A 19,689-nucleotide genomic window follows, 5' to 3' on the forward strand; every position below is an offset into this window, starting at 1 on the left:
TGCCGCTATGGGAGCAACAGCATGAAAGAAATCATTGTCGATAATTTTGCCGGTGGCGGTGGGGCTTCTACTGGGATCGAAATGGCAACCGGGCGCAGTGTTGATATTGCAATTAACCATGACCCAAATGCTATCGCCATGCACACCACTAATCACCCCGATACGCTGCATTATTGTGAATCGGTATTCGATATTGATCCTGTAGCGGCGACTGCCGGCCGACCTGTTGGGCTGGCGTGGTTCAGCCCTGATTGCCGTCATTTCAGTAAAGCCAAAGGCCGCAAGCCGGTTAAAAAAGAGATCCGTGGTTTAGCGTGGATTGTTGTTCGTTGGGCCTTGGCGAAAAAGCCTCGGGTAATGATGTTGGAAAATGTCGAAGAGTTTAAAACGTGGGGGCCGCTGCTCACGGCTGAAGATGGTACCGAACATCCTGATCCCGCCCGCTCTGGTGAGACATTCGCGGCATTCGTTGGCATGTTGACCACGGGGATTGATGCCGGGCACCCAGCGCTATTGGAATGTTGTGAGGTATTAGGTTTTGATATCAGCAGCATAGACGCTAAACGACTGCAGTCTGGTTTGGGCTATGTTGTGGAACATAGAGAGCTTCGGGCCAGTGATTACGGTGCGCCAACTATTCGTAAACGGTTCTTTATGGTTATGCGCTGTGACGGGCAACCGGCGGTGTGGCCGGAGCCAACTCACGGTGATCCTAAGTCACTGGATGTTCAAAGCGGTCACCGCGAACCGTGGCGAACAGCAGCCGAGTGTATTGACTGGTCAATTCCTTGCCCAAGTATTTTCGAGCGCAAGAAACCGCTGGCAGAGAACACACTGAAACGTATTGCGCGCGGTATTCAGCGGTTTGTTATGGATAACCCCACGCCATTTATCGTGAAGTGTAACCACACTAGCAATAAGACTTCTTACGACTGTTTCCGAGGTCAATCTCTGGATCAGCCATTACAGACGATCACTAAAACCCACGGATATTCCTTGATTAGTCCAGTAATTGCCCGCATTGGACAAACCGGCTTCGGCGGCGACCGTATGGCATATGAGGCAGGCAAACCGCTAACTACAGTCACAAGCAAGGCTGAACATCTGTTGGTCGCCCCGATTATTGCCCGCCAGTTTGGGAACAGCGTAGGCCATAGTGTTGAGAAACCTAACGGCACGGTAACGGCTGGCGGTGGTGGTAAATCTCAGTTGGTGTCTGCGTTCCTGGCTAAACACTTCGGCGGTAACTATACCGGCCCCGGCGCAGATCTAGACCAGCCAGCCCATACGGTGACAACGGTTGATCATCATGCACTAGTGACTTCCAATCTGATTAAGTTGCGCGGCACATGCAAAGATGGTCAGCCAGTAACTCAGCCGATGCCAACCATTACCGCTGGTGGTCTGCATGTCGGAGAGGTTCGGGCTTTCTTGCTTAAATATTATGGTAACGAGAAAGAGGGGGTAAGCCTCAGTGATCCATTACATACCGTAACCACTAATGATCGCTTTGGCCTGGTGACAGTTGAAGGGATTGATTATCAAATCGTCGATATCGGCATGCGTATGCTACAACCCCATGAACTGTACGCCGCGCAGGGCTTCCCGAGCTGGTACATCATCGACCGTGATTACACCGGCACGAAATACGCGAAAGATAAACAAGTAGCTCGCTGTGGTAATGCGGTACCACCACCGTTTGCCGAGGCGCTTGTGCGGGCAAATCTGCCTGAAATGTGTATCGAACGTAAAGAGGTGGCGGCTTGAAACTAACCCTGCCATTCCCGCCCTCTGTAAACAGCTACTGTCGCGCCCCAAACAAGGGGCCGCTTGCTGGTCAGCATCTTATCAGCGCTAAGGGCCGTCAGTTCAGAACTGAGGCTTTAGCCTGCATTCTGGAGCAATTACGGCGGGTACCAAAATCGATTACTGGCCATGTTGCAGTAACCATTAATTTCTACCCACCAGATCAACGCATCAGGGATATGGACAACTATCTGAAAACGCCCTTGGATGCCCTTACTCATGCGGGTGTTTGGGTCGATGATAACCAGGTGAAAAAGATGGCGCTTGAATGGGGGCCAATCATCAAGGGAGGAAAGATTGAGATACAGATCAGCGAGGTGAATATAAATGCTCACCTTTAATTCTGTATTAATGTACAGTGGTTGCGCAGTTAATCGCCTCTCTAATTATGCGGAAATTAGATTGGAGAGGCTTGAGAAGGCTAATGTGTGGAGTATAAACGTATGACAACTGTCGTAGGCATCCCCGTATCTAAATCTGTTGTGACTATGAGCAGCCGTGAAGTGGCTGAGTTAACCCAAAAGCAACATGGTCACGTTTGTCGTGATGTCGAAAAAATGCTGGAAGAGCTGAATGAAAGTGCTGACCAGTATATCCATAATTGGACACACCCCCAAAACGGCCAGATATATCGAGAGTTTTGCTTAGATCGCGATCACGTAGAGTGTTTGCTTGTTGGGTATAGCTCGTTATTACGTATGAAGGTTATTCGCCGCCTTCGTGAGTTGGAAAACAAAACGTCAGTCCCTCAAACCCTCCCCGAAGCTTTACGCCTTGCTGCCGATCTAGCGGAAGAAAAGCAACAACTTGAAAACCAGCTTTCTATTGCTGCGCCAAAAGTTGAGTTTGTCGATCGCTACGTTAAGGCTAATGGTTCAATGACGTTCCGTCAGGTTGCAAAGCTGCTGAATGCTAAAGAGCATGAATTTATCTGTTTCCTACAAGATAACCACGTCATGTACCGCTTGAATGGCACATTAACGCCACGCCAGCCGCACAGTGATTTAGGGCGATTTGAAGTTAAGACGGGTACTAACAGCGTAAATAATCACGCATTCACCCAAGCCAGATTCACTCCGAAAGGCGTTAAGTGGATAGGGGGTTTATGGTCTGAGTATCTTGCAAAGAAAGGTGCCGCATGAGGGCATTGTTAACCCCATTCATCCAGCAAGAACTTGGTGTTGTCATATTGAAGCCAGGTGCTGATCTGCTGCCTTATTTGTCCGGGCGTTTGCTGGTGGCCACTGAGCCAGAAGAGTTTAAATCTCTACCCGCTGGCTTGTTGCCGGTTACTGATCAGCTATTAGCCAATGATCCGCGCCTATTGCCATTCTTTGAGCACGAAAGGGTTCTCAATGTCGCTGGTGGGCCTCGAGTATTAGAGGCATGGGTTAAACGGTTGAAAGAGTGCCAATGGCATAGCCCGGATGATACTCATGACCGTAATCTCACAATATTGCGTTATGGACAGCGGTCAATTTGCCTGTGCTGGCACCACGATAATAAATTGAGGGACCATATAACCTCCCGCCTAAATGCGTTGGCGACGAATAACTTGATAACGTGGCTCATATCGACAGTATGCAGTCATTTCCGTTTTCCAGAGGGCCACCAGCTAACCATGCCGGAATTATGTTGGTGGGCAGTTGTTAACGAGGTTGCCGACCTATTGCCTGATTCAATTGCTCGGGCGAGTCTGCGGATGCTGCCAGAAGTGAGCAAGCCCGGACCAACAAAGGAAAGTGATATCACTTGGAAGCCAAATCCGACACAAATCATTGAATCCAAGGTGGAGCAGGTTAAGAGGGTGCTGGCGCTGAAAATTGATGATGAGCCACCCGCCAGTTTTATGCGCATCCCAAAGCGGTACCGGTGGGAAAGCCGCAAGTGGCTGACATGGGTTAAATCTCAGGCTTGCTCTGGTTGCGGTGGCTCAGCTGGCGACGCTCATCACATCATTGGTCACGGGCAGGGCGGTATGGGTACCAAGGCCCACGACCTTTTCACTATTCCTCTTTGTCGTGGTTGCCACGATTCACTGCATGCGGATATGCGGGCGTGGGAAGCGGAGCATGGAAGCCAAATAGTGTTGTGGTTTCATTTTATGGATCGGTCTATCTCGATCGGGGCAATGGCCTGATGGTCTTAATGTGTGGAGTAGAACAATGAACCAACAATATCTCCAGTATGTTCGAGGTGTATTGTCTGTTGCCCTTACTGATATATGCGGAAGCAGCAAGGGACAATTAGAGGCGTTTGATGGTGCGGCGTTAGCCAGAACTACACGATTTAAGCGTCAGAGGATTAGGAGTATTGAGGTTGGTGGTCGTAGAGTTTGTCAAGAAACGGAGCCAGTGCGTTGCACAGAAACCCGCTCTAGTAAAAGCCAGGTTACCCCTATAGATCCGCTAACGTATTGCACCAGTGCATGGCGTAGGGCGGTATTCAAGTTAAAGCCTCATCAGGCTGCATGGATTCGCTATTGTTATTCCTTCGATCTGACATTTGATTATCAGGTTGAGATATGTCGCTATATATGGAATGAGTATCAGCCGCACTTATCACAAAAACCAGTAACAGCAAAAGTACGGAGGAGAGTTGAAAGCCTTGTATGGCTGGCAGTGCAACAAACGGCTGGTGTGGGCCACTTGTTACATGGGAAAGAGTATTCATATTCAGAGCTAGCGGGATTAGTGGGGGTTCAGCGTAATAACTGGACAATGCACTATGCGCCGCATTGGGAATCACTATTAAGGCTGGCTGAAGTATTAGATGCGGATTCTCTGAATTGCGTTGTAAATCACAAATCAGGAAGATAGCAACATTTAGCGACGTGATACTTGCAAAAGTGAACAAAGTAAGCCATATTTAGAGCATATTTGATAAGTTGTCACTAATTTAATTTATAACCTCGCTTCGGCGGGGTTTTGTCATTTATGGAGGACTGAAAAATGCTGTAGCTAAACGGTTAGACCGCAGCCGAAAGGCAATGCAGCAGTAATGATGCTGCCCTGAGTCGCAAAGTTGCGCGAGCCTGTGTAGTGACGGGTCAAGGTCTTATATCAAAATAAGCTCCGGCAAAGCAGCGCACACGCCAGATGCGCACCGGTTATTAGCGGCTGAGGCGTCGAGACTCAAAGGCATGAGCGCGGCCACTGCGAAAAGTGGTGATTTTCCTACATTCGCCTGAGCATCACTGAATAACGGGTTTATATCCCAATCTATTCAGGACATTGTTGCAGCAATGGTTGGTGCTCAGCCGAATGCCTCCTGAAAAAATAAACAAAAATGTTTATATTTAGCTTGTTGTTATAAACAAAAATGCTTATAATAGTTTCAAGTTAAACAAACAGGAGGAGGCGGTGAAGCAGAGCGAGTTTCGAAGGTGGCTCGAAGCTCAAGGGGTAGAGTTCAAGAATGGCACCAACCACTTGAAACTCTACTACCAAGGCAGACAGTCAGTGATGCCGAGACACCCCGGTAAAGAGATAGGGGAAACGCTAAGGAAAGCGATAATCAAACAGTTAGGCATCAAATAATAAACCGGCCCTTAGGGGCTGGTTACTCGCAAAGGTTCATCGTGTTAAATATGCGATATCCAGTAAAATTACAGAAAGAAGGTGATGGGTACTTTGTTAGTTTCCCTGATATACCTGAGGCCTTAACTCAAGGCGATACCAGAGAAGAAGCGTTAGAGATGGCGCGTGATGCTCTGGTGACTGCGTTTGAATTTTACTTTGAAGATAACCGCCCGGTTCCACTTCCGAGCGGTCTGGGTGATGACTTTGTGTCAGTACCAGCCAGTGTGTGGGCGAAAGTATTACTGCTCAATGCAATGTTGGAGACTGGAATAACTAACGCTGAATTAGCACGCCGAATGGGGCTTAAGCCGCAGGAAGTTCAGAGGATTGTCACGTTAGGGCATAACACAAAGATTGATACAATCGAGGCGGCTTTGGCTGCCCTGGGCAAGTGTTTAGAGTTATCAATTGAATAATCAGTAAACCCTTTAATTTTAAGGCTCACTTCGGTGGGCCTTTTTCGTTTTAGCCCACCAGACACCCAATCAACTCCACACACACTTTTAACTGATGAGTGGCTGCACTGGTGGGCTAAATTCCCACACATAAGGAAACTATCATGTCGGAACCGATCACCAGCACCGGAGCCGCCACTGCAACTATAACTGGCGTTACTTTCATCGGGCTGTTATCGGGGCTGGATGCTGGTGTTGTCGTGGGCGCTTTTGCAGGTGCTGCTGTATTCGTGCTATCTGCCTCGGACTTTACTTTATTTAAGAAACTATTTTTGTTTGGTCTTTCATGGGGTACAGGCGTTTTATCTGCCCCATTTATTACATCGTTTATTAATTTCCTGACGCCTAGCGAAGTTAAAGCCGCCGAACCGGTGGGCGCAATGGTTGCTGGTGCTGTTGTCATACGCCTATTGATGTGGGCAAACAAAGAGTCAAAGAACCCCGGCAACATAATCGACCGCTTTAGAAGTGGTGGGGGAAGGCCAGATGAATGATTATCTGCTGACGCTTGATGCTATTGCTTGTGCGGTGATAGCTGTTCGTTTATTTGCTTACCGCCGGCATGGTGCGACTTATCGACCAATAGCTTCAATTTTTGCTTATGGGCTGATGGTCGCCAGTGCCTCCGTTACTATCCGAGTGTTGACTGGCGATTACCACCACGCCGACTGGTCGGAAACTCTTATTAATATCAGCATGGCCGTGGCAATTGTTGCTGCTGGTGGGAATGTCATGCGCTTTGCTAAACCGGTGAGACTCAGACAATGACCCCTTATCAATTCAGAATGGCGGCTAATATAAGCGCCGAGCTTTCTGCGCGCTGGATTCTGCCTATCACTCTGGCAATGAAAGAATTTGGCATTACTACTCCAGTACAACAGGCAATGTTTATTGCTCAAGTAGGCCATGAGTCGGCCAGTTTCACGCTGCTGGTGGAGTCGTTCAATTACAGCATTAACGGTTTGCTAGCGACATTCGGCAAAAGATTGTCTGCGGATCAGGCTTCGGCATTAGGTCGCCAGCCGGGTGAGAAGTCTGTACCCGTAAACCGGCAGCGAGCCATTGCAAATCTAGTCTATTCAGGCCGTATGGGTAATAAAGCTGTAGATGATGGTTGGAAATACCGTGGTCGTGGTTTGATTCAGATTACCGGCTTAGATAACTATCGGGCATGTGGTACCGCGCTGAAACTGGATTTAATCAGCAACCCCGATCAGTTGCAAAGCGATGTTAACGCTGTTCGTTCTGCTGCCTGGTTCTGGCAATCCCGTAATTGCGGTCAATATGCTGATGATATTCAGCGTGTCACTCAGCTTATTAATGGCGGTAATAACGGGATTAATGACCGCAAGGCGCGGTTTGAACTGGCGAAGCAAGAGTTACAGCTATGACTACGTGGCGCGCTGCTCTAGTGACATTAGTCTCTACTGCTTCCCTTTTACTACTTCTGAATCGTAACCATCTGGCAAACAAGGTGGATAAGACGGAAGCGGAGTTGGTGACCGAACAGGCTACTAACGTTGCTCTGGGCAACATCATCGATGCATACCAGGCGAATGATGCCGCTAACCGAGCAGCCACAACCCGCCAGCTAGATAACGAAAGGAGACTACGCAATGAAAGTGACGAACGGCTCAGGCGGTTCAAAGCTGCGGCAGAGGGTGATGATTGTTCTATCAAGCCTCTGTCTAACGCTAGCATTAGCATCTTGCAAGAATAGCCCCGCGCATAAGTCAGCTGAATTAATCCAGTTGTGGCCCCCTAAATCAGCACTCACTGAATGCGAGGTGCCGGAGTTCGTCGGCACTACATGGGGTGATAGCGGGCTATATGCATTGGCATTGAAGCGTGAACTGCGGATCTGCAAAGGGCGGTTGGATGAAGTCATTAGCTGGCGGCAGAACGCTCGGGAAAGTGATAAGGGGTTATAAAATGGTAGGCGTCCCATCCCACCAGATTCTTAACATAGATCAGAGTTTTTTAAGTCGCTTTATTTCCCGAGAATTTCCTTAAGGGGTGTTGGTTTTCTCTTAACGTTTTTGTTGTATTCATTCTGAAGGGCAAGAAAAATACCTTCGAAGCTTTCAGCAATGTACTGGTTAGTAACTGGTATATTACCCGACGCTAAGTGGCCAGCAATAACGTTACAGGTCTGCGTGAATAAAAATTCTTTAGTTTCTTGGGTACTCATTTATATGCTTTCCTTTTATTAATGATCTTGGGAGTGAGTTCATTTACTGTATGCGAAATGTAAGCATATACTGCATTTGTTTATTGTCAATACATTGAAAAGTAAGATAAAACTGACGAGGTCGTCAACATCAGTAGCACTGATGAGCCATAATCTAAGCCACTGCCTAATAAGTCGGTGGCTTTCTATTTAGGGATAGATCATGGCAACTCTTAAGGATTTATCCAATCAGCTTCAGCAGATTAAAAAGCAGATTCCCTTTGCTGCTGCTCAGGCGCTAACAAGCGTTGCTCGTCAGATTGCCGCCGCTCAGAAGATTGGGATGCAACGCAATCTGGATAACCCAACACCATTCACGGTTAATTCTGTTGGCTCATTTGGTGCCCGTAAAGACCGCCTGCAGGCCAAGGTATTTGTGCGTGATATTGCTGCCAGTTATCTCGAACCGTTCGAGTTTGGAGGCCAACACAAGCTCAATGGCCAAGCGCTACTCAACCCTAAAAATATAAAGCTAAATAAGTTCGGCAACTTAGCCCGTAACAAAACTCAACAGCTAAAAGCTAAAGAGAATGTCTTCGTAGGTGAGGTGAATGGTGTAAGTGGTTTCTTCCAACGAAAGAAATCAAAGAAAAGTAAAAAGGCTAAGAAACGCCAGAAGCGCTCACCTAATGGTGTGCATCGCGCCAGAGAGAAGCAAAGGGCACCTAAGCTGCTAATTCAGTTTGGTGAGGCTCTGGCGGTTAAACCAACGCTGGGTTACTTCGACCGATCAAACGCAATGGCACAGGCTTTAATGCCAGGAGCATTGAGTCTGGCAATAGGACAGGCACTGAAGACAGCAAAGTAATCAGTTATATGATAACCATTATCATCCAGAAAAAATGGGTCCTTCCTGCGACTTTTCTAATGTACGGGCATTGCGCGCCGTGCAGTTTTACCAGCTATAAATTTTTCATTTTGTGTCCCATGCCCCATGTGCATAGTTATGCAACCACAATCCACAGCCCTTGCGCTGTGGGGCTTTAGCTCTTTTTCTGCGTGGGACATTGTGGATGGGACACAAAAAAATGTCCCACGTAAATGTCCCATGTCCCACAGAGGCAATTTTCACCATGAGCACGATGACGCAGGTTGACTACGCCAAACATGCTGGCGTTGATCGGAAGACGGTGAGCCGCTGGATCAAGGCCGGAAAATATATTGTTCTTGATGGTGATCTTGTCAACGTTGAGGAAAGTGATAAAGCGGTAGCGACTTTACGAGACGGCAAAGATCCCCGGACTAAAAACGCCAGCAAAAGTAAATCAGTCAAAGTGAAAGCCGCTGATATGGATGACAGTACTGATGCGACTGTTAAAGAAATCATGTTGGCGACAGGTGTTAAAATGACGCGGGAAGAGGCCGCAAGGGTAAAAGAGAATTACCTAGCGTTACTGACCAAGTTGGAGTTTGAAAAAGAAGACGGGCAGCTGGTGGAGCTAACAGTCGCAGAGGGTATTTTGTTTGATGCTTTTCGTGCTCAGCGCGACGCCTGGATGAACTGGCCGTCGAGGGTGGCTCCCTTGATGGCGGCTGACTTGGATGTTCCAGCCGATAGAATGACCGAGGTGTTATTAGAATATGTCCATAAACACATCTCTGGCCTCGGCGAACCTGAGTTTAACGCAGAGCAAACATGACAAACTACTCCGCAGCGTTCGTAAGGGCTGGACACCACCACCCCGTATTAGCGTGCCCGATTGGGCTGATAGGTACCGTAAACTGGCAAAAGAAGCTGGCAGTACATCCGGTGACTGGGACACCTCAACCGTAGAGATTGCCCGAGGCCCTATGCTGGCGGCGACGGAATCCGGCGTTCATATTATTACCGTGATGTGCTGTACCCAGTTGATGAAGACCGCATTACTTGAAAATCTGTTTGGTTACTTCGCCCATCTTGATCCTTGTCCTATGTTGTTATTGCAACCTAAAGAGGATGCGGCAGAGCAGTTCTCTAAAGAACGAATTACACCTATGGTGCGAGTAACCCCGGTTCTGCGTCAGATCATAGGTGGCAATAAGCAAAAAAACTCGAAAGAGACGCTACTGTACAAATCCTTTACGGGGGGATTTATGGCGCTGGCTGGGGCGGGTAGCCCCGATAACCTTGCCCGGCGTCCGATCCGTGTGCTGCTGGCAGATGAGGTGGATAAATATCCAATTACCCGTGAAGGAGACCCAATAACCCTGGCAGAAGAGCGCACCGCAACGTTTGGCTTGAACTGGTTATCTGTTCGCGCCTGTTCTCCGACCGTTGAAGATGAAAGCCGCATTGCGGCAAGCTACGAGGAATCAGATCAGCGTCGGGCATCTATGGAATGTCCGCACTGTGGCCATCGCCTATTTCCTGATTTCTTCAAGCATGTTCACTGGCCATCTGAGGGGGATAAGCACAATACAAAATTAGCCATGATCCACTGTGAAAGCTGTGGTTCCGGTTGGTCAGAGGGCGACCGGCTAAGAGCGCTGTGCACTATTCAGTGGCACCAAACCAAACCGTTTGAATGCTGCGGCCAGCGTCATGTTCCGCTGAATAATTATGACCAGGCATGGCATGTTGATGATCAGGCCGCTGTCAGTGTTGTGTGGCGATGGTCCAAGTCTGAGCGCCACGCTGTTCATCTGGCTATTTGTCCTGACTGTGGGGCGCTGGGGATAGAGAATATTCACGCAGGTTTCCAGGCATCCAAATTATTTAGCCCGTGGCAGAAAGATAAACCGTCTGATATCGCGGCTAAATACCTTAAAGCCAAGAGTGATCCAGATAAAGAGTTGGCTTGGTGGAATACTCAAATGGGCCTGCCTCATCGACCCAACTACGGTAAGCGCCTCCCAGTGGATGAGTTGCTATCACGAAGAGAAGTCTTTGATGCTGAGGTTCCCGATGGTGTTGCCGTCCTGACGGCGGGTATTGATACTCAGGCCGACCGGTTAGAAATTGAAGTGGTTGGCTGGGGAAAGGATGAGGAGAGTTGGTCTGTGGCGTTTGATGTCATTGAGGGAGATCTTGAAACAGCAGAACCTTGGCTTCGGCTTGATGCCTATCTGAAGCAGATATGGCGGCGGGCAGATGGACGTGGTTTTACCATCATGGCCGCTTGTCATGACTCCGGCGGTAACCACACGCAAAAGGTCTATGAGTTTGCCAAAGAACGCTTAGGTCGTCGGATATGGGCCATTAAAGGAGAGTCAGCCACCGGCGGTAAGCGTTCTCCTATTTGGCCTAACAAGCGGCCAACATCAAAGAATCGGTCGCAGTTTCGTCCGGTCATTATTGGGGTTAACTCGGCAAAAGATTCTATTCGCGCCCGTCTTCATCTTGATAAACCCGGTCCCGGATATATGCACTTCTCAACTGATCGGGATATGGGGTATTTCAGCCAGTTAACGGCTGAGCGGTTGATCATGAAAGAGGCGGCTGGTCAGCGTTACAGCGTTTGGGATCTGCCACATGGTAAGGCTAACGAGGCGCTGGACTGTCGAGTCTACGCTTACGCGGCACTAGCCGGACTGTTTCATATGGGGTTGAAATTAAATACCCGCGCAATACTGATCGAGTCCGAACCCGATAAAATTTTACATCCTGTTCCTCCTGAACAGAAAGAGAAAACCAGTCTGCGTCTACCTGGTGCCATTATTCAGGAATCTGAACTTCCCGTAACAAAAAGCATCGCCAGTCGGCTGGCATAAGGATTTCTATGTTCAATGCAAACACCAGCCTGCTGGCCGGTGCGATGAGTCGCGCCCAATTAGAAGAGGCATTAAACCGAGCACAACAAGCCTATATCGAATTATCGTCCGGTGCGAAGGGCGTTTCGTTCTCTTATGCACAAGGAGATGGCACCCGATCAGTTACCTATCAGCAAACAGATATTGGGACACTCATGGGGTTAATTCAGCTTCTTCAGGCTCAGTTAGGCGTTGTTAAGCATCCGCGCAGGGCGCTAAGGTTTCGTTACTGATGAAAAATGAAGTGAGAATTTTAGGGCCGGACGGTCGCCCATTACCGCCATCCCAATCAAGGGCATCGATGCTAAATGGCTCCAGTGGCCTTCCCTATGATGCCGCTGATCAATTTAGTGACACGATGGCTAACTGGCAACCATCTCTATGGTCGCCAGATAACGAAATCAATACGTCACGCGATCAGGTTGTCGCCCGTGTTCGGGACATGGTGCGTAATGATGGCTGGGCCTCGGGCAGTGTGACCAGAATTTTGGATAATGCCGTTGGTGCGTCTTTTCGCCCACTGGCCAAAGTCGATTATCGGACGCTGGCATTGATGACCGGCAATCCTAAATTTAACGCGAAATGGGCTGATGAATACGGACGGGCCATTGAATCAGGCTGGCGAATTTGGGCCAATGACCCCAATCGTTATTGTGATGTGGAAAGAAAGAAAACCGTGGCCCAACTGCTTCGGCTTGGTTTTCGCCACAAACTGACTGACGGTGATGCACTTTGTGTCATGCAATATCGCCCTGACCGTCTTGGCTACGGTAAAGCGCAGTATGCCACGGCGATGCAAATTATTGACCCGGACAGATTGAGTAATCCACAACAGAAGTTCGACATGTTGAATGTGCGCGGCGGTGTTGAAATTGATGAGGACGGGGTGCCAGTAGCCTACCACATCCGCAAGGCGCACATGGGGGACTGGTGGGCGGCGCAAGAAACCATGACGTGGGAACGTATTCCACGTGAAACAGACTGGGGACGTCCGATTGTCATTCATGACTTTGACAGTGACCGCGCCTCCCAACACCGGGGTATCAGTATTTTCACCCCGATCGTTCAGCGCCTGAAAATGCTGATTAAGTACGATGAAGTGGAGTTGCAATCTTCAATATTGAACTCCATTTTTGCCGCTTTTATCACGTCGCCTTATGACCCCGGTCTGGTTGCTGAATCTCTCGATACTAGTGATGATGTGATTAAGTATCAGAAAATGCGTCGAGAATATCACGACGAAAAACGCCTTTCATTACAAAGTGGTGCCCGTATTCCTATATTAGCACCTGGCGAGAGTATGACTGCGCTAAATGCTGTTAGACCAACTAGCAACTTTGTGGCCTTCGAAAGTGCCGCATTAAGAAACGTTGCCGCTTCGCTGGGTATTTCTACCCAACAACTGACCCAAGACTGGTCAGATGTTAACTACAGTTCAGCACGTTCTGCCATGTTGGAAGCTTGGAAAACCCTTACCCGCCGTCGTGATGATTTTGCGACAGGCTTCGCCCAACCTATTTTGTCGTGCTTTATCGAAGAGTTGCATGATTTAGGCGAGGTTCCCTTGCCGGATGGTGCGCCTGATTTTCTCGCGGCGAAAGCTGCCTATTGCCGTGCTCAGTGGATGGGGCCTGGTCGTGGTTGGGTTGATCCCGTGGCTGAGAAGAAAGGGGCTATTCTCGGGATGGAGGCGGGGTTATCTACTCTCGAAATGGAAGCCGCTGAGAACGTGGGGGAAGACTGGGAAGAATTGCTGGATCAGCGCCAGCGAGAACGAGAGGCTTATATCGAGCGCGGATTGCCTATTCCTACCTGGTTGCAAGCAGAAACCTTTGCACCTGACCAACAACAAAAACCGGAGGCACAGTGAACCTTCCACATTTAGCCCAGCGGCTATTTAACACCCCGCTGGCACTTCATCCACACAAGGCTGAAGTAGTTATGGCGGCATTGACTGACCGGTTCGGTTTAACGCGCATTCAGTCTAATTCCGATTGGGATTGTGATGATGACGATACGTTTTCACGTAAGGGGCGTGACTGTGGCTATGACGTTATAGAGGGTGTGGCAGTCATTCCGATTCAAGGCACGTTAGTGCAAAAGTTAGGCACCCTGCGCCCTTATAGCGGCATGACAGGTTATGACGGCATTAGGGCCAGCTTCTTAACCGCGCTCAATGATGACGCAGTTAAGGGCATTTGTTTTGATATCGATTCACCGGGCGGTGAAGTCGCCGGCTGTTTTGATTTGGTTGATGAAATTTATGCTGCCCGAGGCGCTAAACCCATTTGGTCAATCTTGTCCGAAAATGCGTATTCAGCCGCTTATGCACTGGCCAGTGCCGCAGATCGGATTATTGTCCCGCGAACGGGGGGCGTCGGTTCGATTGGCGTCATCGTGATGCATGTTGACTGGTCACAACGCATAAAAAGCGACGGAGTACAGGTCACCATCATTACTTTTGGTAGCAGAAAGGCGGAATCAAATCCCTATGAAGCATTAAGCGAAGAGGCGAAAAAAGCCATTCAGTCGGACGTTGACGAGATGGGCCGCCTGTTTGTGAGTACGGTTTCCCGCAATCGCGGGATAGCAGAGAGAACCATCAGAGACACCGAGGCGGCCTGTTTCCTGGCCGCTGATGGTGTGCAACTGGGGCTGGCTGATCAAGTGGCCTCGCCTGATGTCGCATTCCGCGATTTATTAACATTGGTTGGAGAAAAGTAATGGCGAAAATTAAAGGTTTTTCACACCTGTTTGGTCGTGGGACCAAAGCATCAGAAGAGACCGAAGACGATAAGGAAAAGTCCAAAAAAGCCAAGGGGCGTCAGGCGGAAGAGGATGAAAAAGATCCTGATGCCGAAGAGAACGATGACGACCAAAACGATAACCCTGATGATCAGGATAATAAAGACCCTGACGCCAATGATGACAGCGATGATGCTGACGCAGAAGAAGGAGAAGACGACGACGGCGATGATGATAAAGAAGACCGTAACGTTAAAAAGGGCCGCAGTGCCGAACGTAGTCGCTGTGCTCGTATCTTTGGCAGTCAACATGCGGCTGGACGTATAGATTTGGCGGCAACACTGGCCCTTCACTCAGGCATAAGTTCTGCTGCTGCTATCCGTATTCTGGCAACCACAGCCACGGCAGCGCCGGCTTCAGCTTCCCGCAAACGGACACTGGATGAACGTATGCAGGCGGCTAATACCCCACGACCAGGACAAGATGCCGCGACGACATCCAAGGGAATGTCTGTGGTACAGAAAATGGCCAGTCTTTATGACTCAGCAAAAGGTAAAAAATAATGGATAACTTTGGACAAAATGCTTTCCAGCCGGGCATGCGCTCATCATTGTTTACGCCAGATCAGTTAGTGTCAGGGCCGTTGCAGTTGGTGACGGATACCGGTGTTATTGCACAAGCCGCAACTCTCTCTTTGCGCGGTACGGTATTGGGGAAAATTAAGGCATCGGGCCAGTACATTAAATCGGTTAAAACCGCGACGGACGGCAGCGAGACGCCTGTTGCTATCCTTGTTGATAATGTGGACTCGACCGCAGCAGCTCAACGTGGTGGTGCTTACCTGATGGGGCAATTTAACCAGAATAGTATCATTTATGATAATTCATGGACGCTGGCTGAATTAAAAACCGCGCTTCGTCCTTACTCAATCTTCCTCGAAGACAGTATTCAAGCACCCGTTTAACACCTCCCTTTATTTTCTGATTTGCACCCAATGCCATTCATCTGGTAGGGGCATGCTCGTCTTCAATCTTTGTCTGGTGGCTGTGGCTGCCAGCAAATTAAAAGAGATACTACATGAATATTTACGATACCAATGTGCTGGTGGGTCTGGTTCCCAACCTGAAAACAAGCCAGAACTGGTTACTCGATCGCTTCTTTCCCAATGTGGTGGCCTATGAAACCGAAGAGGTTTCCATTGACGTTGATATTGGTAAACGTCGTATGTCTCCTTTTGTTTCTCCGTTAGTTGAAGGGAAGCTGGTAGAGAGCCGTAAGTACCAAACCAACACCTTTAAACCGGCTTATATCAAAGACAAACGCGCACCTGATTTGCGTAAACCTATCCGCCGCCAGATGGGGGAGCGCATTGGTGGGGAATACACCGCCGCAGAGCGCGAAATGTTAAATATCCAGTTTGAAATGGAAGACCAGATCGACATGCTCAACCGTCGCCTGGAATGGATGGCGGCCAGTGCGCTAACCAAATCACAGATAACGGTAGTGGGGGAAGGCTTCCCGACAACTGTTATTGATTTTGGTCGCTCCAGTAACTTGACTATTACGCTGAGTGGATCAGATAAATGGCCTTTATCTGTAGCCGCAGGCACAACAAACACCCAGCCTTCAGATGATATTGAAGACTGGCAAACGCTGATGTTGAAAGAGTCTGGGGCTGTGGCTACTGACTTGGTATTTACAACCTCCTCATGGAAAGCGTTCCGTCTCGATACCACCATTAAGGACAATGCTATTACCTTCCCGGCATTGAGTCCGTTTGGTAATCAAGTTGATGCGGGGCCGCGAGCCGCAAAAGGTGCGGTCTATAAAGGGCGCTGGGGCAACTTTGATTTGTGGCTGTATAACGACTGGTTTGTTGACCCGGTTGATGGCATCGAAAAACCAATGATCCCTGATGGCGCGGTATTGATGTCAGGTGCTGACCTGATGGGGACGCGTGCCTTTGGTGTCATTCTTGATCCGGCGTTTAATTATGGGCCTTTAGCCTTTGCGCCCAAGTCATGGATTATGCCTGACCCCGCGCAACGTTATCTGTTGATGCAATCGGCTCCGCTGGTTATTCCAAGCCGAGTGAATGCCTCACTTTGTGCGACGGTGGTGTGATATGGCAAAACTAACAAAGCAACAAACGAGCATCAATAAACTGGGCGGTTTGCCGCCCGAGTTCGCAGCGGATACCGAACAGGAACAAACCGAGGAAAAAGCGCTTGTTGAGTCTGATGTTCAGAAAAAAAACACAGAGAATTTAAGGGGGGGAGATAATCCTGCTGACGACTCTGACGACTCTGACGACTCTGACGACTCTGACGACTCTGACGACTCTGACGAATTGGAAGTTGTTGTCGAAAAAGGCCAGACCCTGCGCCATAACGGAACAACGTACACGGAAGACCGTCTCTTATCTCTGCCTTATGGTGATGCCGAGCGACTGATTAACCTGGGTGTGGTAGCCGATGTGAAAGCGTTACGGCAGCAGGCGGCTAGTGCTATTGGCCCCTCCGTCACTGTCGATGATGGTGTGAAGATAAATCGGGGTAGCTGATGGGTATCAACTGGGATCAGCATCTTCTCGCGCCCTTGCATTCGGTGTTTGGTGACCAGGTTGATTACCGGCCTGCTGGGGGGAAACCAACCTATACCCTCAGTGGCATTTTTGATCGGGCATATACGACCATCGATACGCTGGATGATGGCAGCACCATTAACACCACCAACCCTGTTTTAGGGGTAAGGGACAGTGAGTTTCGTTCTCCACCCAAGCAAGGCGACCGGGTATTTATTGGTATCGTCAGCGGGACGGCGGTCAACACCTTGTTTGCGGTAGCGGATGTCCAGCCTGACAGTCATGGCGGAAGCAAGCTTATTCTTAATCGGGTAAAAGTATGAATACAGCGCAAATAAGGCAGTTGGTTGTCTCTGCCATCAAGGGGAATACCGATGCAGAGACGCGTGTCTATTCCCCGCGAGACTGGCCAACCACTGAGGACATGTATCCGGTTATTTTGGTGCAAACCCTCATTGAGGAAAAACAGTCATTAGGCCGCAATGCTCCGCAGTTCAACACCATTACCACCGTGCGTATTACTGGTCGCGTACAGGAACTGGACGGTGAACATGCCGACGATGGTGCAGACAAAGCAGAATTGGCACTCGAGCGATTGCGGGAGCAAATTGAACGGGCGGTCATTAACAGTTATGACCTCACCCGTCAGATACAGCAGTTTGCCAAAGTGCGCTCAACCATCGATCTGGACTCCAGTGGCGAAGGCCATCTGGCCCAATTATTGATGGAACTGGATATCGAGTATTACCAGGGGCCGGAAGATTTCTACCCCATCATTGCAGATACGCTGGAGGGAATTGATGTCACTATCGCCATGCCTGATGGTGTCACCGAACCTTTGGTTTCAATAAACCTCTCGGAGTAAATCCCATGATTGTTAAACCCGTAGCCGGTCGCACTGTACGCGACCCGGTTAAGGGCACCTTTTTGCCTGAATCCGGTACCGAGGTTCCTGATAATTCATTTTGGCGTCGTCGTTTAAGCGACGGTGATGTGGTGCGCGAACAACCTACAGAGATTAAGCCCGCACCAGAAACCACCAAGGCGGAGAAAACCAAATAATGACTATTCCATTCACTACCATTCCGAGCAATCTTCGGACGCCGCTTTTCTTCGCTGAGTTTGATAACTCCCAGGCGAACACGGCGACCACGACACAGCGCACCTTAATCATAGGTCAGATGCTGGCTACCGGCTCGCTACCTGCGGATATTCCGGTGCTGGTTTCTTCTGCGGCCACGGTTGCCGGTCAGTGCGGTGCAGGCTCAATGCTGCATGGCCAGATGTCGGCTTATCTGGCGAATGATACCGCCGGTGAAATCTACATTTTGCCGTTAAGCGATGTTGAATCGATGGTTGCCGCCACGGGCAAAATCACCGTCACCACACAGGCATCAGCGACCGGGGTTATTTCTTTGTATATCGCCGGAATTCGTGTCCAAGTGGCGGTGGTGGCGACTGATGACGTGACGGCTATTGCTACGGCCCTGACCGCTGCTATCAATACGGCAACCGCCTTACCCGTTACAGCTGCCGCAGCGGCTGGGGTCATCACACTTACGGCAAAAAACAAAGGCGCACACGGAAACACCCTTGATTTACGGTTGAATTACCTGGGTAACGCTGGCGGAGAAACCACGCCTGACAGTTTAGTGCTGACATTTACCCCAATGGCGGGCGGTGCGGGTGCGCCTGAACTGGATGATGCGCTGGCTAATTTGCAGGACCGAACCTTTGATTTCATTATCAATCCGTACACAGATACGGCCTCGCTGAATAAAATCAAAGAATTTCTGTCAGACAGTACCGGTCGCTGGAGCTATGCCGAGCAATTGTATGGTCACAGTTTTGCTTCTCAGGCGGGCACTTATGGCCAACTGACAGCCGCAGGGGAATTACGTAATGATCAGCATGCCTCTCTGTTGGGGGTCAATGGCTCGCCCACGCCAAGTTATATCTGGTCAGCGGCTTATGTTGGTGCTATTGCGCAAAGTCTGCGTAACGACCCCGGCCGCCCATTACAAACTTTGGCTATCAGTGGCGTACTGGCTCCCCCACTGGCCAGCCGCTTTACGCTGACTGAACGTAATAACCTGCTGCACAGCGGGATCTCCACGGTGACCGTCACTGATGACGGTACGGTGCAGGTGGAAAATATCATTACCACCTATCAAAAGAACAAATACGGGGCAGAAGATGACAGCTATTTGCAGATTGAAACCTTGTTTCTGCTGATGTTTGTCACTCGTTTCTTGCGTACTCAGGTCACGTCAAAATTTGCCCGGATGAAGCTGGCGGCTGACGGTACCCGTTTTGCACCGGGTTCAGCCATCATTACCCCAAACGTGATCCGCGCTGAATTGATAGCGCAGTACCAGGCGCTGGAATTTAACGGCTATGTGCAGGATGCCAAGGGTTTTGCCAAGGGGCTAAAAGTCGAGAAAAGCACCAGTAACCCTAACCGTGTAGACGTGCTGTGGACGGGTGTCCTGATTAATCAGTTACGCATCTTTGCAGTACTCAACCAATTCCGCCTCCAGGCATCAGCATAAGGACTCA

At 49.5% G+C, this 19,689-nt stretch carries 27 protein-coding genes; 26 read left to right on the forward strand and 1 reads right to left on the reverse strand.

Features of this window, described 5'->3' with window-relative positions; translation table 11 throughout:
• Positions 1-21: 21 nt before the first annotated feature.
• The 12 genes from F0T03_RS06465 to lysC all read left to right on the forward strand — a co-directional run bounded on the left by F0T03_RS06465 (position 22) and on the right by lysC (position 7,773).
• Positions 22-1,767 (forward strand): DNA cytosine methyltransferase, encoded by a 1,746-nt coding sequence (locus tag F0T03_RS06465; protein ID WP_159677492.1) that lies wholly within the window; start codon positions 22-24, stop codon positions 1,765-1,767.
• The gene (locus F0T03_RS06470; protein ID WP_159677493.1) at positions 1,764-2,147 is read left to right on the forward strand and encodes a RusA family crossover junction endodeoxyribonuclease; all 384 of its coding nucleotides are present in this window, start codon (positions 1,764-1,766) and stop codon (positions 2,145-2,147) included. Before F0T03_RS06465 ends, F0T03_RS06470 begins: the two co-directional genes overlap by 4 nt.
• A 102-nt stretch (positions 2,148-2,249) precedes the next feature.
• Entirely contained in the window at positions 2,250-2,948 is a 699-nt protein-coding gene (locus F0T03_RS06475) for a phage antirepressor KilAC domain-containing protein (RefSeq protein WP_159677494.1), read from the forward strand.
• Positions 2,945-3,946: a DUF968 domain-containing protein gene (locus tag F0T03_RS06480; protein WP_159677495.1), complete on the forward strand. Its 1,002-nt coding sequence runs from the start codon at positions 2,945-2,947 to the stop codon at positions 3,944-3,946. Before F0T03_RS06475 ends, F0T03_RS06480 begins: the two co-directional genes overlap by 4 nt.
• A 25-nt stretch (positions 3,947-3,971) precedes the next feature.
• Positions 3,972-4,625, forward strand: coding sequence for a bacteriophage antitermination protein Q (locus tag F0T03_RS06485; protein WP_159677496.1), 654 nt, complete (start codon positions 3,972-3,974; stop codon positions 4,623-4,625).
• A gap of 543 nt (positions 4,626-5,168) precedes the next feature.
• On the forward strand, positions 5,169-5,345 hold the full coding sequence (locus tag F0T03_RS06490; RefSeq protein ID WP_159677497.1) for a type II toxin-antitoxin system HicA family toxin: 177 nt from the start codon (positions 5,169-5,171) through the stop codon (positions 5,343-5,345).
• A 50-nt stretch (positions 5,346-5,395) separates the two neighbouring features.
• On the forward strand, positions 5,396-5,803 hold the full coding sequence (locus tag F0T03_RS06495) for a type II toxin-antitoxin system HicB family antitoxin (RefSeq protein ID WP_159680737.1): 408 nt from the start codon (positions 5,396-5,398) through the stop codon (positions 5,801-5,803).
• A gap of 143 nt (positions 5,804-5,946) precedes the next feature.
• Positions 5,947-6,336, forward strand: a complete 390-nt coding sequence (locus F0T03_RS06500) for a phage holin family protein (RefSeq protein WP_159677498.1) — start codon at positions 5,947-5,949, stop codon at positions 6,334-6,336.
• On the forward strand, positions 6,329-6,610 hold the full coding sequence (locus tag F0T03_RS06505; RefSeq protein WP_159677499.1) for a phage holin family protein: 282 nt from the start codon (positions 6,329-6,331) through the stop codon (positions 6,608-6,610). Before F0T03_RS06500 ends, F0T03_RS06505 begins: the two co-directional genes overlap by 8 nt.
• A complete protein-coding gene (locus tag F0T03_RS06510; RefSeq protein ID WP_159677500.1) occupies positions 6,607-7,233 on the forward strand; it encodes a glycoside hydrolase family 19 protein in 627 nt (208 codons plus the stop codon). Before F0T03_RS06505 ends, F0T03_RS06510 begins: the two co-directional genes overlap by 4 nt.
• The gene (locus tag F0T03_RS06515) at positions 7,230-7,562 is read left to right on the forward strand and encodes a DUF2570 domain-containing protein (protein WP_159677501.1); all 333 of its coding nucleotides are present in this window, start codon (positions 7,230-7,232) and stop codon (positions 7,560-7,562) included. Before F0T03_RS06510 ends, F0T03_RS06515 begins: the two co-directional genes overlap by 4 nt.
• Positions 7,507-7,773, forward strand: a complete 267-nt coding sequence (gene lysC / locus F0T03_RS21885; protein ID WP_425511048.1) for an Rz1-like lysis system protein LysC — start codon at positions 7,507-7,509, stop codon at positions 7,771-7,773. The genes F0T03_RS06515 and lysC overlap by 56 nt, the downstream gene beginning before the upstream one ends.
• Positions 7,774-7,832: 59 nt before the next feature.
• On the opposite strand, the gene F0T03_RS06520 is transcribed toward lysC, so the two are convergent.
• Positions 7,833-8,033, reverse strand: a complete 201-nt coding sequence (locus tag F0T03_RS06520) for a hypothetical protein (protein ID WP_159677502.1) — start codon at positions 8,031-8,033, stop codon at positions 7,833-7,835.
• A 202-nt stretch (positions 8,034-8,235) separates the two neighbouring features.
• Here F0T03_RS06520 and F0T03_RS06525 point away from each other — a divergent pair, with 202 nt between their 5' ends.
• The 14 genes from F0T03_RS06525 (at position 8,236) to F0T03_RS06590 (ending at position 19,682) form a co-directional block, all read left to right on the forward strand.
• On the forward strand, positions 8,236-8,880 hold the full coding sequence (locus tag F0T03_RS06525) for a hypothetical protein (protein WP_159677503.1): 645 nt from the start codon (positions 8,236-8,238) through the stop codon (positions 8,878-8,880).
• 265 nt (positions 8,881-9,145) lie between these two features.
• Positions 9,146-9,712 carry a hypothetical protein gene (locus F0T03_RS06530; RefSeq protein ID WP_159677504.1) on the forward strand — a complete coding sequence of 189 codons (567 nt, stop codon included), beginning with the start codon at positions 9,146-9,148 and terminating at the stop codon, positions 9,710-9,712.
• Positions 9,654-11,762, forward strand: coding sequence for a phage terminase large subunit family protein (locus F0T03_RS06535; protein WP_159677505.1), 2,109 nt, complete (start codon positions 9,654-9,656; stop codon positions 11,760-11,762). Before F0T03_RS06530 ends, F0T03_RS06535 begins: the two co-directional genes overlap by 59 nt.
• 8 nt (positions 11,763-11,770) lie before the next feature.
• Positions 11,771-12,034, forward strand: a complete 264-nt coding sequence (gene gpW / locus F0T03_RS06540) for a gpW family head-tail joining protein (protein WP_159677506.1) — start codon at positions 11,771-11,773, stop codon at positions 12,032-12,034.
• Positions 12,034-13,671, forward strand: coding sequence for a phage portal protein (locus F0T03_RS06545; RefSeq protein WP_246169934.1), 1,638 nt, complete (start codon positions 12,034-12,036; stop codon positions 13,669-13,671). The genes gpW and F0T03_RS06545 overlap by 1 nt, the downstream gene beginning before the upstream one ends.
• The gene (locus F0T03_RS06550; RefSeq protein WP_159677507.1) at positions 13,668-14,525 is read left to right on the forward strand and encodes a S49 family peptidase; all 858 of its coding nucleotides are present in this window, start codon (positions 13,668-13,670) and stop codon (positions 14,523-14,525) included. The genes F0T03_RS06545 and F0T03_RS06550 overlap by 4 nt, the downstream gene beginning before the upstream one ends.
• A complete protein-coding gene (locus F0T03_RS06555) occupies positions 14,525-15,109 on the forward strand; it encodes a DNA primase (protein WP_159677508.1) in 585 nt (194 codons plus the stop codon). Before F0T03_RS06550 ends, F0T03_RS06555 begins: the two co-directional genes overlap by 1 nt.
• The gene (locus F0T03_RS06560) at positions 15,109-15,510 is read left to right on the forward strand and encodes a head decoration protein (protein WP_159677509.1); all 402 of its coding nucleotides are present in this window, start codon (positions 15,109-15,111) and stop codon (positions 15,508-15,510) included. Before F0T03_RS06555 ends, F0T03_RS06560 begins: the two co-directional genes overlap by 1 nt.
• 113 nt (positions 15,511-15,623) lie before the next feature.
• Positions 15,624-16,670 carry a major capsid protein gene (locus tag F0T03_RS06565; RefSeq protein WP_159677510.1) on the forward strand — a complete coding sequence of 349 codons (1,047 nt, stop codon included), beginning with the start codon at positions 15,624-15,626 and terminating at the stop codon, positions 16,668-16,670.
• Between the two features lies 1 nt (position 16,671).
• Positions 16,672-17,109, forward strand: coding sequence for a hypothetical protein (locus tag F0T03_RS06570; RefSeq protein WP_159677511.1), 438 nt, complete (start codon positions 16,672-16,674; stop codon positions 17,107-17,109).
• Complete coding sequence (locus F0T03_RS06575) at positions 17,109-17,453, forward strand: head-tail joining protein (RefSeq protein ID WP_159677512.1); 345 nt, start codon at positions 17,109-17,111, stop codon at positions 17,451-17,453. The genes F0T03_RS06570 and F0T03_RS06575 overlap by 1 nt, the downstream gene beginning before the upstream one ends.
• Positions 17,450-17,995 carry an ATP-binding protein gene (locus F0T03_RS06580; RefSeq protein WP_159677513.1) on the forward strand — a complete coding sequence of 182 codons (546 nt, stop codon included), beginning with the start codon at positions 17,450-17,452 and terminating at the stop codon, positions 17,993-17,995. Before F0T03_RS06575 ends, F0T03_RS06580 begins: the two co-directional genes overlap by 4 nt.
• A 5-nt stretch (positions 17,996-18,000) precedes the next feature.
• Entirely contained in the window at positions 18,001-18,192 is a 192-nt protein-coding gene (locus tag F0T03_RS06585; protein ID WP_159677514.1) for a DUF2635 domain-containing protein, read from the forward strand.
• Positions 18,192-19,682, forward strand: coding sequence for a phage tail sheath subtilisin-like domain-containing protein (locus tag F0T03_RS06590; protein WP_159677515.1), 1,491 nt, complete (start codon positions 18,192-18,194; stop codon positions 19,680-19,682). Before F0T03_RS06585 ends, F0T03_RS06590 begins: the two co-directional genes overlap by 1 nt.
• Positions 19,683-19,689 lie beyond the last annotated feature (7 nt).

Origin of the sequence: Yersinia canariae, assembly GCF_009831415.1 — a bacterium.
In the GTDB taxonomy this organism is placed as follows: Bacteria; Pseudomonadota; Gammaproteobacteria; order Enterobacterales; family Enterobacteriaceae; genus Yersinia; species Yersinia canariae.